This window comes from Nitrosomonas limosa (assembly GCF_054188085.1).
Genome location: NZ_CM135180.1, coordinates 2,057,160 through 2,069,512, shown reverse-complemented (window position 1 = coordinate 2,069,512; position 12,353 = coordinate 2,057,160). Strand labels below are relative to the sequence as shown.

At 50.1% G+C, this 12,353-nt stretch carries 10 protein-coding genes; 7 read left to right on the top strand and 3 right to left on the bottom strand.

What is annotated here, in order from left to right; genetic code table 11:
• Positions 1–14 precede the first annotated feature (14 nt).
• The 3 genes from ACV7NC_RS09440 to ACV7NC_RS09430 form a co-directional block, all read right to left on the bottom strand.
• The gene (locus ACV7NC_RS09440; RefSeq protein ID WP_458152305.1) at positions 15–1,286 is read right to left on the bottom strand and encodes a hypothetical protein; all 1,272 of its coding nucleotides are present in this window, start codon (positions 1,284–1,286) and stop codon (positions 15–17) included.
• A gap of 240 nt (positions 1,287–1,526) precedes the next feature.
• Positions 1,527–3,179, bottom strand: a complete 1,653-nt coding sequence (locus tag ACV7NC_RS09435) for a DUF5666 domain-containing protein (RefSeq protein WP_458152304.1) — start codon at positions 3,177–3,179, stop codon at positions 1,527–1,529.
• On the bottom strand, positions 3,176–4,072 hold the full coding sequence (locus ACV7NC_RS09430; RefSeq protein WP_458152303.1) for a DUF6502 family protein: 897 nt from the start codon (positions 4,070–4,072) through the stop codon (positions 3,176–3,178). Before ACV7NC_RS09430 ends, ACV7NC_RS09435 begins: the two co-directional genes overlap by 4 nt.
• Positions 4,073–4,291: 219 nt before the next feature.
• Here ACV7NC_RS09430 and ACV7NC_RS09425 point away from each other — a divergent pair, with 219 nt between their 5' ends.
• The 7 genes from ACV7NC_RS09425 (at position 4,292) to ACV7NC_RS09395 (ending at position 12,255) form a co-directional block, all read left to right on the top strand.
• Positions 4,292–6,115 carry a copper oxidase gene (locus ACV7NC_RS09425; protein ID WP_458152302.1) on the top strand — a complete coding sequence of 608 codons (1,824 nt, stop codon included), beginning with the start codon at positions 4,292–4,294 and terminating at the stop codon, positions 6,113–6,115.
• Between the two features lie 89 nt (positions 6,116–6,204).
• Positions 6,205–6,855 carry a hypothetical protein gene (locus tag ACV7NC_RS09420; protein WP_458152301.1) on the top strand — a complete coding sequence of 217 codons (651 nt, stop codon included), beginning with the start codon at positions 6,205–6,207 and terminating at the stop codon, positions 6,853–6,855.
• Positions 6,856–7,090: 235 nt separating this feature from the next.
• Positions 7,091–7,888: a DUF1611 domain-containing protein gene (locus tag ACV7NC_RS09415; RefSeq protein WP_458152300.1), complete on the top strand. Its 798-nt coding sequence runs from the start codon at positions 7,091–7,093 to the stop codon at positions 7,886–7,888.
• On the top strand, positions 7,861–8,163 hold the full coding sequence (locus ACV7NC_RS09410) for a hypothetical protein (protein ID WP_458152299.1): 303 nt from the start codon (positions 7,861–7,863) through the stop codon (positions 8,161–8,163). Before ACV7NC_RS09415 ends, ACV7NC_RS09410 begins: the two co-directional genes overlap by 28 nt.
• A gap of 422 nt (positions 8,164–8,585) precedes the next feature.
• A complete protein-coding gene (locus ACV7NC_RS09405; protein WP_458152298.1) occupies positions 8,586–9,926 on the top strand; it encodes an ABC transporter ATP-binding protein in 1,341 nt (446 codons plus the stop codon).
• Between the two features lie 26 nt (positions 9,927–9,952).
• Positions 9,953–10,879: a hypothetical protein gene (locus ACV7NC_RS09400; protein WP_458154896.1), complete on the top strand. Its 927-nt coding sequence runs from the start codon at positions 9,953–9,955 to the stop codon at positions 10,877–10,879.
• Between the two features lie 35 nt (positions 10,880–10,914).
• The gene (locus ACV7NC_RS09395; protein ID WP_458152297.1) at positions 10,915–12,255 is read left to right on the top strand and encodes an OprO/OprP family phosphate-selective porin; all 1,341 of its coding nucleotides are present in this window, start codon (positions 10,915–10,917) and stop codon (positions 12,253–12,255) included.
• The last annotated feature ends 98 nt before the right edge of the window (positions 12,256–12,353 follow it).

Below are 12,353 nucleotides of genomic sequence, written 5' to 3'. Positions count from 1 at the left end.
GAGCGGCCCTTATTCTAAAAAACATAGCGCAGATTGATGCCGCCGCCCCAATCAGGACTGCGATCCGAGAAACCGCGTAAACCGTAAATATTGAGCCTGAAATGATTGGTTACTCGCTGCGACAAATACAGTGTTAAATCCCTGCTGTCTTCCAATCTCACAGGTGATTGCCCCATGTGGTAGCTGGTACCGACAGTGACCGTCGGTGATAGTTGATAGCCGACACCCGCGCCACCGTATATCACGTTATGAAACGTAATCCCGCTGGGATTACCCAGAAAACGGTACCCCAAGGTTGCGCTGAGCGTGAATTTGGAGATTGTTTTAAACAAGTCGCCCTGAATCGCGTAGTCGACCTTGCCGGTTCCCATATTCTGACTTTCGCTGGCAGTAGGGATTTTCAAGCGTGCGGTAATATCGAAAATGATGCCGGTCGGTGCGTGATCAATCAGGTTGTAACTGAATGCGGCGATGATGTCACCTAAACCCGAGCGTGTGGAATTCGGCAGATCCGGTCCTCCCAGTGGGATGCCGCCAACTAAACCGGCAGCATTGACTTTGCTGAGTTTTATTCTGGAAACTCCGCTGCCGGCGTCTTCATCGTCATCGTCGCCACCACCACCACCGGAGTCATCGTCACCGCCGCTTCCACTTCCACCACCGCCGGAATCATCATCGTCGTCACCGCCGCCTCCACTCCCACCACCGCCGGAATCATCGTCGTCGTCATCGCTGCCTCCGCCACCACCGCCGGAATCATCGTCGTCATCTCCGCCTCCGCCACCACCGCCGGAATCGTCGTCGTCATCACCGCCACCGCCACCTCCGGAGTCATCGTCGTCGTCACCGCCTCCGCCACCAGAATCATCATCGTCGTCATCTCCGCCACCGCCAGGCCCCGAATTGTCGTCGCTCCGCCCCGGGTTTTTTCCTGAGCAATTTTCTTTGTCTTCATCGCAGACGACGACACCACCGCCACTGCCAGAACTCACTCCGGTAAGCCCGCCACCGATAATGGTTCCGCGCCCATCAACGCCACCGATACCGGGTCCCAGTACGTTTCCGGGCCCCGAGATGTTGAGATAGGGGATCGTTAACCGAAAAGAAGCGCGATCCTTGTCGTAGCGCGCGGTAAAAGGGACGTACCAAATATCTGTTGAACTGGCGCCACCGTAATTACCGGTGGTGAAATCGGTTGCCGTACTGAAACTTAATCCATTGGCAACGGCAGAGAATGGAACTAACAAAAGTATGACAAGAGCAAGTGTTGATAAAGAGCGATACATAAGAATCTAGTAATGTTTGCAGTTACTTCAAAGCTGATTGGCGTACTCGGATTTTCTCGAGAATGAATAATGAATATTTGCTGGAAATAAAGAAAGGAGCGTTTCCTACAAATTATCTGCTCATATTCCTACGCAGGATAAATATATTTTATTAAAAAGTAAATGAATAGTTTCCGCAGATGCAATCTAATTGATTGAATACTAAAATATTAATTCATAAGTGATAAGTAACTTTGTGGGTTATCGATCGAAATCCCTGTCACGATGGCTAAAATCCCGGTCGGGAATTTCGGGGCGATCACTGACGTTCTCGCGAACATCGATATCGCGGATATTATCGCGAAGATGATCGGTATCGCGATGGCCGGAATCCCGATCGGAGTGTCCGACCTGATCCCGATCGTTTCGATCCTGGTTTTCCCCATCACGGAGCGAATCGCTGGCTTTTTCAGATCTGTCTGAGACTTGACTGTCACCTGATTTTTCGTGTCCGGACGATTCGGATCGATCGGATTTTCTTTCATCTCCGGATGGCTTGTCGTGATCGTTTAAGCGGGCGTTATTGTCAGAATTACCTTGTTTGTCGGACGAATGACCGCTTTCCTTTTTCAATTCGCCGCTGCCGGAATTTTTCTGATCGCTGTCTTTATCGCCACGGTCTTTTCCGTCTTTGCCGCTATCGAGCGACTTGAGCGCCGGCTCGTCTTTGCTAGACTTGTTTTGATCTTGCTGACGGCTATCGATGGTGTCGTGATCAATTCGCTGCTGCAAATACAGCGATTGTTCCTGTTTTATTTCAATTCGTTCGGGGGTAATGCGCTGATCAGATCCTACCGGACCGCTGATTTGAATACGCTGATCAGGCCGCAGTTCGTTTCTTGAGGCACCCGCAATCTGAGCTCCGGAATCAAGTGTCACAATCCGGTTGCCCAGGCTGATTGATTTGTCATCCAGCGCATGAATATATCCTTCAATGACAATGTTTTGCACATTTCCGATGCTTTGGCGGGTCGGCTCTAATGCGAAATCGTGTACTCGCAAGTTGTCACCCTGCCAGTGACCGCTAACCGAGATTTCCATGCCACGGGAAATTTCCGCAATTGGCGATTGCGTTCCATAATTGACACGCGTGCCGTTGACTTCAAAGCCGTGGCTGTCGATGTGGGTGATGTAGCCATTGATTTTCGCTTCCGGTCGTGGCGGTATGGCGTCAATCCGCGATGCAACGATTGCGCCGCCGGTAAGCCTGTGGCCGCTGACCTGAGCCCAGTCGCCGGTTTTTAAAGCGGATAGACTGTCGCGATCTTCCGGGCGGGTAATTTGTACGGTCTGATTTAATACGCGTATTTCACCTTTGTCATGATCGATCGAGCTGACTGGACCAATCGCGGCATGAGTGACTGCGATGTGACGGGCGGTAAGTTCCGTTCCACTGCCAAGCGCTTGAGCGGCGATGAGTTGCCCTGCCGCGAGATCGCGAATGGTCGCCGAACGGCCGTCAATTTGAATCGGCGTGGTGTTATCGTAATGTACTTCGATACCGTTCACGCAGATGCTGGCGAAACCGGTGATAATACCGATGATGCCAGTACCGCCGATACCGCCCTCGCTTGCAACCTGGCCGGTTCCTCCTATACCGCCGGCGAGGTTGCCGGTGCCACCGATACCGCCTGCATGCAGCCCAGTGCCGCCAATGCCCGATTCGGCGGGCGCTATGCCGGTACCGCCGATCCCGGAATCCGCCTGCGCAATCACTGCAGGGTTAATTGTTGACGCATGGGTATCGCAATTATTCTTGGCAAATGCACTGCCAGAAAAGCACAGGGTGATCGCTACAGCGCTTGTGAAATGTGCAATGAAAAGCCGAAGGGCGGGCGGGAGGTTATTGTTCATCTGGCTTGGGGGTGATCGTCTGGCGTGGGCGATGTTTCTTTTGTTTTTTCATCGACCGGTGCTTCGGGTTTAAACGGTTCGGTGTAGTAATAAATACCGAAGGTCATACGATGCTGCGGTATGTTTTTGCCGGTATCGTTTTTTTCAAACTCCATTGCCGATTTGTTGATGGAGAGCAGCGCCTTCATTCCATGTCGTTCCGATATTTCTGCAAGATTCTTGACAGAATCGGCGCTGAGTCCGTCGTAAGATACGCTTCGTTCTAAAAATGGCGGATTGTCGCCGAGCAGATTACTGGTTGCTGCTGCTGTGTGATCGTGCAGGTTATGACTGAAATAATAAACTTTCTCCTCGAATCCGTTGGCTGGGATAAATGCTGCGGTATTCAGGCACACCCGGTTGTTTTCGTCAAAATGGGCAACACCCAGCCTGAGCCACTCATCCAGCACCACCCGTGAGCGGATATCGCAGCTCACGCTGGTGACCAATCCTTCGAAAGAAATGTCACCGCCGTCTTTGCAAAAACGCGGCAATGGTCTGGGTTGGTTATTTTCGTCGAGAAAACGCGGATCGCTGCTCCATAAGTTAATCAGACGCGTACCCAGAGATACAGCCTGCGGGATTGTTTCGGCATCGCTATGCGAACAAGTTCGTAGCCGCTTGATATCTTTACGGTGTATGCCGGTCAATAAGCTCAAATGGCTGTCAGTCGAAGGCTTACCGTCGATTCTGAATTCGCTGTCAGCAACTTCTACAAATAAACCCTTTAGTAATTCAGACAAGAACGGGAAGGTAATGCCTTTTGCCAGCATCAGTTTCACCAACGGCCGCAATATCCGGCGCAATGCCACGATCACAATTGTTGAATAGGAATTGGTACGAACGCCATGCATAAATTGATTGATGGATGAAAAACAATTTCACATAAAAATGCAAGCATTATAGTTGATTGTGGGAAATTGTTACACAGAATATTGACATGGAAATTTTTCCCACGTATAGTTCAGTTGTGCGGGAGATTTTTACACGGTTATCTGCCGGCAAATTTTAAGCGGATTGTTATCCGGTAAACCCAATCATGCTTTTTGCATATTTTAAAGAGGGAGGTTTTTATGTTCGAAGTGTCCGCAATAAAGAAGGCTTGTATCTCGATTGCGTTGCTGACCTTATCGCTAATAATGTTGCTGGCAAATACCGCTTTTGCTGGCGCTAATGAAGTCAATTTTGAATTAACCGATCATCCGGGGCGCTGGTTTGACACCGGCACGGTAGTTGCCGGTAATCGTTCAATTGCCATTGCGGCACCCGGGGTGCGGGTTAATTTTTCTGGTAATTCGAATACGGTGCATACCCGGACCAGTTTGATCTACCCGACCGGAGCGACCGGCATGCCCTTTAACACCAAACCCAAGAAAGGCGGCGACAGTTTGACGCTGACAACACCGGGATTGTACGTCTTCACTTGCAGCATTCATCCCTACATGTTCGGTGCAGTGATTGTCGACGATCCAAGCACCGCAGGTTTGGATCTCGGAGCCAATCTCAGTCTGATCAATGGTATCAAGATTCCCAGCAGTAGCGATCTGGCCACGCGGTTATTGCGCACCTTCTTTATCGCGACCAATCCGGGAAACTGGCAGAACTATGCAAGCAATGCGCCTTGGCATATCACCTACCCGAATGTCGATGTACGGGTCGACATTGGCGTTGTGAACCTGCCCGCGGTACTCAATGCCCGTTACGGCAACGATATTGCGCTCAAACCCCTAGCTAAGCCAGCGACACCTGCTGTGGGTGAAATTTGGGTCGCCACGCAGTTCGAAGAAACGATGGGAAAATCAAAACCGGGAACGGTGACTGCAGTGGATGGCGCATCCTGGCAGGTCAAACGCAAAGTGGCGTTACCGTCGATCAAAATGAACAATCCGCATAACATGTGGACCGATAAAGATCAAAACGTGATTTATGTGACGCAGTGGTTTGATAAGAAATTGACGGTCTATGATCGCGCAACCGGCCGGTTGATCCGCAATGTTTCGGTCGGCGAAGCGCCGGCTCATGTCATGACGCTGACCGATTCCGATCTGATTCATATCACCAACAATGGCGACGTGCGGACCGATTCGGTGATGGAACTTACGCCGCTTGCCACGCAAGTATTGCGCCGCGTCGATATCGGCAGAGGCAATCCGCATGCGCACTGGATGAGTCATGACGGCAAGATCATGGTAACCCCTAATGTATTGAACGGCGATTCCACGCAATACAATTTCCACAGCGATCGCATCGAAGCCATTTTGCCGGTCAGTGGTCCGCTCAGCCATCCGTTGGCCACCGGGATGATGCCGGATGCCAGCAAGTACTACGTGGCGAATCTGCTCGATAGCACCATCACGGTCATCAATATGGACACCCATCGGGTAATAAAACACATCAATCTGATAGCAAACTACAATCCCATTACTGGAGCCATTACAGGCCCGGTTGGCGCATTGCCGATTCAAACACCGGTATCACCGGATGGAAAAAACATGGTAACCGCCAATACGCTGACCGGTACGATCACAATCGTGAACACCGTAACCGATGAGGTGGTAGCCATGTTACCTTGCGATCCGGGTTGTCACGGCGTGCAATACGGCGCTAAGCAAGGCGGCGGTTATTATGCCTACGTCACCAGCAAATTTTCGAATCGGATGCTGATCATCGATGTCGATCCGAACAACGATGGGAATCCAGCCGATGCGGTCATTGTCGGCGCAGTGGGGCTCTTTGCGGCAGGTAACACTGCCATTGATGACACCATTTCGGCGCATCCGGGCATGGGCGGACAAGGGATATTGCCAATTCCGCTGGTTTATAACGGCTGGGTGCAAAATTTACCGGCCCAATGGGGCCGCCAACTGACAGCGGCGCAACGAAATCCGGTTCAGTGATTCTTAGCAATCTGGGCGGGATAGTTTATAAATAGGTGTAATATAGATGCAAAGTTGTATTTATCACATTAATAGCGAAGGAGATAATCATGAGTTCAGGAAGTGATGATTTTGATGATGATGACAGTTCATCCGGACACAGTCATAAAGTATTTAAATTCGACATTGTGGACGGTAAAGTCACTGCGGTGTATGAACTGAAGGATGGCGTTCTGAAGCCAAAATCCATCGATGACGACGGCACCGAGACGTATGTCGTAGAAGCCAATGGTGATGTTGTGCGTACCGAAGTAAAACCTTTTGGTACTGAGATTACGCGCTATGCAGATGCGGATGGCGATAAGTTGTTTGTGCGTATTTCAGAACAGTGGCAAATATCGTCAGATGCCACAGGTGTCGTGCCGAAGTTTCCCGGTACGCTGCGGTATTCACCTACGGACGGTGATGATTTTATCGCGGTACGCGCGGGTGAAGACTGCAGCGGCGGCAATGGTTCCGACGATTTTGTGATTCGCGAAGCATCGCACTTGCGCATTGTCGATTTTAAATCGCTGGATGATGATTTGGTATTCGATACTGGTTTGGGTTTGACCTCACGCGATCATCTGGCCAGTTTCGTCACAAACTTACGCCATGACGGCCAAAACTTCATCGTCGACTTTGGTTCTGATGTTTCAATCACCCTTGTCGGTGTCATGCCGGACCAAATCAGCTGGGATGATGTGAGTGTGTTGAGCTAACCATCAACAGTCAATCGGAAGGGGCGCAAGCCCCTTCCATCCAAAAATCGTTTCTAACCGGATAGTAATAGCGCGGTCATTCACTAGGGAATGTTGCCGCAGAGGGGATTGTTGCGCCTTTTTTCAGTAACTCGCCAAAGCTTAAAGGCTTATTGGAAAGTTTTAGAGGCGATTCTCTTAAATTGATCAAATGAATTCCAATGGAGTGGGATTCTGTTTATAAAGGAAAAACTAAATGAACCTCTCTTTTATTACCCAAGAGCGCCTATTGAAAGCCAAATTGGCGTACACCCCACGAAATCAGAAATTGGATACAGCGGTAGCATTGATGAGTGGAGCGAATGTGATTCCTCATGTCGGTGATTTGGTGCTGGCTAAGGTCACCAAGATTGGCCATCATTCCGGCCTGGAGCTGTCGCACGGGCGGCGGGCAGCGTTGTTCGTAGGCGATGAGATTATCGTATGCTATGGCAATCGTTATGCGCCGGATCAGTATGAAGCGCATGTGCCGGACGATTTGGGATCCTGTGATCTGGTTGCTTCCGGAGGTCTAGCGGCGCGCATGAATTACCGTCATGCAAGTGTCAAAACACCAACGGAAATTGAGCCGATTGGTTTATTAGCGGATAGCAATCACTGCCGGATCAACATAAAAGATACGGCGCTGCCGAAACTCGTCAATTTGTTTCCCCGGCCGTATACCGTCGGGGTCTTCGGTACCTCAATGAATGCTGGTAAAACGACTACGGCTACTTGCATGATTCGTGGTCTGGCGAATGCGGGTTTCCGGGTGGGGGCCGCCAAAATCACAGGCACGGGTTCTGGCCGGGATACATGGCTCATGACCGATGCCGGTTCACAATTAACACTGGATTTCACGCATGCCGGCTATCCATCAACCTACCTGTTATCGGCCGAGCAAGTCGACCAGATTATTGAAATCCTGGTGACAAATCTAAGCGCCGCCAATATCAACGCAATTGTTTTGAAATCGCGGATGGTTTATTGCAACGGGAGACAGCCGCATTGCTGAATTCGAAGGTTTTTGCAAAAAACATTGACAGCCTGATTTTTGCGGCAGGCGATGCCATGGGAGCCGTGGCGGGAGCAGAACTGTTAGAGCAAAAAAAATTACCGCTCAAAGGGATCAGTGGCCGATTGACCGCATCGCCGCTAGCGATTTTTGAAACAGAAAAGGCGCTTGGATTGCCGGTACTCGATAAGGCAGCACTCTCATCGGGTACTATTGCTGATGTTTTACAAGTGCAGCAGAGACAATCGCTCGGTTATAGTGTGCTGGCCGGCTAGCGGCATCCAGTCTCAGCCACTAAATCCGATTCATGTTCATATCATAATGAATAATATGAAAATTCCTTCGGTTTTCCACGGATATCGCCGAAATTTGTTTATCCGGCTGGTTGGCAATGGTTTGGCACAAGCCGCACTGGCGGTTGTAACCGCTTGGTCGGTCAAGGAATTGTTTGATGGGTTTTTGACTTCTGAGTATCCGGCCTTCAATCTTTACGTATTATTGCTGATGGCTGGTTTGATTGTTGCAGCAGCTAGCATTAGCTGGTTACGCATGCTTGAGCGTGTAGACGCAGAATCGATAGGACAGCATTATGCTGCGGAGGTCCGGGTGTTGCTGTACGACTGCCTTAGTTTGTTGACACCTAGAATCTTGCAGACGACGGAGTCGTGGTGGCGTTTCCTTGCGATTCGTCGGCGATATGACTTCGCTGCGCCGTTGGATCAGCATGGGGCTCGCCAGGTTGTCAGTTGCGGGGGTATCGACCGTAACAGCACTGGTTTTGCTTGGGATTATTCACTGGCAATTAGCTTTAACTGTGACTGTATCGCTGGCCACAGGTGTCTGGCTTACGTATCTTTTTGGGAAACGGATGCGGGCTGCTGCGATTGAATCGCGTCGCCGGCTAAGCAATTTGGCTGCCAATGTTAACGAGAAAGTTGCAAGTATCGCGGTGGTTCAGGTATTTGGTCAAGTCGATCGGGAGCGGCAACGCCTTATCCGCCAGGGACAGTTTTTACAAGAGTCGATGATCGCGCGTGCGCGCGTGGCCGGTCAGATTTTGGGAATTACCGAATTCTCGGTGGCGATGACGTCGGCAATGACACTACTGGCAGGAATGTTTGCCATATATGCCGGTATCGCCAGTGTCGGTGCGGTAATGGCTGCTATCAGCATCGTTGGAATACTGTTGCCGCCATTGCGGGATCTGGGGCGTGTTCAGGAGTACTGGCATAGCGCATCGATTGCACGAGAGAGGATTCAGGAATTTTTGGACAGTCCTTCACTTGCTTCACAATCGGGAAATGCACCTGATTTAATCAAGGGTTCCGGGCGATTGGAATTTGATGCGGTTTGCGTTACCGGGGGGTTGAACAAATTTAGCGCGGTAGCTGAGTCCGGCAGGATAGTCGCGATTGTCGGGCCAAACGGAGCGGGTAAATCTACGCTGCTGTCGCTGGCAGCCCGGTTGATGGATCCACAGGAAGGTCGCGTAATGCTTGACGGTCAGAATCTTGCTGAACATAGCCTGGATTCAATCCGCCGTGCGATCGCTATGGTCAGTCCTGATTTGCCGCTATTACGCGGCACTATTGATCGCAATCTGCGCTACCGTTGGCGTAAAGCACCGGATAGAGAGGTTGCACGAGTTTGGCGGTTGTGCGGTATTGATGAGCTGTTGGCGCAATTACCAAATCGCGAAAAAACACGCGTTACCGAAGGAGGGTTGAGTTTGTCGGTTGGGCAGCGGCAAAAGATTGCATTAGCGCGCGCGTTATTAGGAAATCCGGCGTTGCTGCTGCTTGACGAAGTGGATGCCAATCTGGATCAACAGGCCAGCAAAGTCTTGGATGTGATTCTTGCGGATTTTCAAGGAACAGTACTAATGGTTACACACCAGTTGCAACGTCTAATGGCGGCTGACGTGATCTGGTATGTAGCTGCAGGGCAATTGCTCGAAGCAGGTCCGCCCGCAGAAATTCTTGCCGGAAACGGTCCGGCCGCGCGGTTGTTCGGGATTCAACAAGCAGTTGCTGTTTGAAACGAATTGTTTGGAGGGTAACGTTGATGATTTTCTTGATGTCTTCCGCAAATGCCACGACTACGGATGGTAAACAGAGTGCAGCTCTTTCGCGGGTGGCACTGGAGCGTGGAGTTGCAATGAAACGCCGCTTGCAAAGCGATTTGCAGCAAAGCTATTTTCTTTACATCCCGCAGCGGGTCGAGGATCACGCTAAAATTTTTGTCACCGTGCATGGGATTTCCCGGAATGCCAAGCAGCACGCCAGGAAATTCGCTGCATTTGCTGAAAAATATGGTGTTGTTTTGATTGCACCGTATTTTCCAGAAGATCAGTTTCCCGATTATCAGCGCTTGGGACGTAAAGGGAAGCGCGCGGATATTGCACTCAATGCCATCGTAGCGGAAGTTGCTCGGCTGACTGGTGCGGATGCAAGTAAGTTTTATTTGTTTGGTTATTCCGGCGGCGCTCAGTTTGCGCATCGTTATATGATGGTTTACCCGCACCGTGTAGCCAAAGCCGCGCTCGGAGCCGCAGGTTGGTATACCTTCCCCGATCAATCGTTGAAATTTCCGAAAGGGATCATGCAATCCTATAGCCTGCCGCTGGTGCGCTTCGATCCGGAGCAATTTTTACAGATTCCCGTATGTGTTTTGATCGGAGAACGAGATAGCCGCCGTGATAATGAGCTTAATCAGTCATCGAAGATTGACCACTTGCAAGGCAGCACCCGCATCGAGCGAGGAGAACGATGGATTGAAGCGATGACGATACAAGCCCGTGCTTTAGGATTGTCGACAAATTATTCGTTGCAACTGCTCCCCGATTCGCCGCATTCGTTTTCCATCAGCATGCGGCGTGGTGAAATGGGTGAGAGAGCCTTTGATTTTTTGTTTGCTGACGATGCAACCATTCCCTCCTGCGAGCGTCGTCAGCTTACTTTTTCAAGCGCATTGACAATTAATTGCATCTAAGCATGCGGTAGTCATGCACCCGGAAGCTAGAGTTCATGATGAAAATTTTTCTGATAAGCATGCTGATGGCTATTGCATACTGCTTACTCGGATCAACGGACGGATATGCGCAAGAAGATACATCCGATACCTTCCAAAACCCGTCGGTCAAGAAAAATACTGCTAACAAGAAAAAAAGCAAAAGAAGAAAATCCGGATTTTTCTTTAGAGACTCCGGTACCGGATATCGCTGGAACAAAGGACGCAATGAAATCCGGTTAGGTGGTTTTCTGCAATTGGATTCGCGCAGTTACTTTGAAGATGGTGTCGACCTGGGAAAAGATAATTTGCTGTTACGGCGTATTCAACCATCGCTAGAAGTTAGATTTGGCAAGGCCTATAGTTTCTATATCATGCCGAGTTTTGCCGCAACACCGGGCATTTTAGATGTTTATGCCGAGCGCCGTTTCGTGAAGTCGTTAAACTTACGCGCCGGCAAGTTCAAACCGCCGTTTGGCTTGGAGCGTTTGCAATCAGCTACGGCGCTGGCTTTTAACGAACGCGCCTTTCCAACTAATTTGGCGCCCAATCGTGAAATCGGTGCACAAATTTTCGGTGAAATTCTTTGGGACACGACCGAGTATCAGCTCGGCATTTTTAGCGGAAACGTTGATAACAGTTCCGGTTTGCGTGGCAGTATCATCAATTCAGATAGCAGCGGCATTGATTTTGTCGCTCGCGTATTTGCGCATCCGTTGAAACATAGCGGACCGGAATTTCTGGAAGGATTGGGACTGGGTATTGCCTATAGTTATGGAACACAGCACGGCAGCAGCCAGGCCGGTGATGCAAACTTACCCGTCTTTATTTCACCGGGACAACAATTGATTGCTACATACGTGCCGGGGGCTTATGCCGATGGCAGCCGGGAGCGAATTGGCCCGCAACTCTATTATCATTTAGGGCCGTTTGGAATTATGAGTGAGTACACGATCTCTCAGCAGAATATTAGGCTCGGCGCGGCTAGCGACAAAGTTACGAATGATGCTTTTCAAGTTCAACTATCGTGGGTGCTGTTAAATGGCAACGCTTCTTTTCGAAGAATGCGGCCTAACAATCCCTTGTCTCTGGAAAGTATCGGATCGCTTGGCGCTGTGCAATTGGTGACGCGATACTCGGTGCTGAACCTTGATACCAAAGCATCTGCGCATGGTTTATTCGATTGGGACCACTCGGTGAGTAAAGCCCAGGATTACGGTGTCGGTATCAATTGGTATCTCAACCGGAATGTGAAATTTCAAATAGACTACAATCAAACGCATTTTAACCAGGGGGCAGTCGATAGTCATCGGCCTACCGAGAAAGTCTTGCTTTCTCGCATGCAAATTGCGTTTTGATTCTTCAAGGCAGTGACTGCTGCCGATTGAGTGCTTACTTTGCCATTTCAGAATTGTTTACTGGCTTATCAACCGCAATATGCCGGATCAAATCAGCT

What these genes read in the sequence shown, in the direction of transcription:
- ACV7NC_RS09440 (WP_458152305.1), bottom strand. Translation starts at nt 1,286, where the DNA reads ATGTATCGCTCTTTATCAACACTTGCTCTTGTCATACTTTTGTTAGTT.
- ACV7NC_RS09435 (WP_458152304.1), bottom strand. Translation starts at nt 3,179, where the DNA reads ATGAACAATAACCTCCCGCCCGCCCTTCGGCTTTTCATTGCACATTTC.
- ACV7NC_RS09430 (WP_458152303.1), bottom strand. Translation starts at nt 4,072, where the DNA reads ATGCATGGCGTTCGTACCAATTCCTATTCAACAATTGTGATCGTGGCA.
- ACV7NC_RS09425 (WP_458152302.1), top strand. Translation starts at nt 4,292, where the DNA reads ATGTTCGAAGTGTCCGCAATAAAGAAGGCTTGTATCTCGATTGCGTTG.
- ACV7NC_RS09420 (WP_458152301.1), top strand. Translation starts at nt 6,205, where the DNA reads ATGAGTTCAGGAAGTGATGATTTTGATGATGATGACAGTTCATCCGGA.
- ACV7NC_RS09415 (WP_458152300.1), top strand. Translation starts at nt 7,091, where the DNA reads ATGAACCTCTCTTTTATTACCCAAGAGCGCCTATTGAAAGCCAAATTG.
- ACV7NC_RS09405 (WP_458152298.1), top strand. Translation starts at nt 8,586, where the DNA reads ATGACTTCGCTGCGCCGTTGGATCAGCATGGGGCTCGCCAGGTTGTCA.
- ACV7NC_RS09400 (WP_458154896.1), top strand. Translation starts at nt 9,953, where the DNA reads ATGATTTTCTTGATGTCTTCCGCAAATGCCACGACTACGGATGGTAAA.
- ACV7NC_RS09395 (WP_458152297.1), top strand. Translation starts at nt 10,915, where the DNA reads ATGATGAAAATTTTTCTGATAAGCATGCTGATGGCTATTGCATACTGC.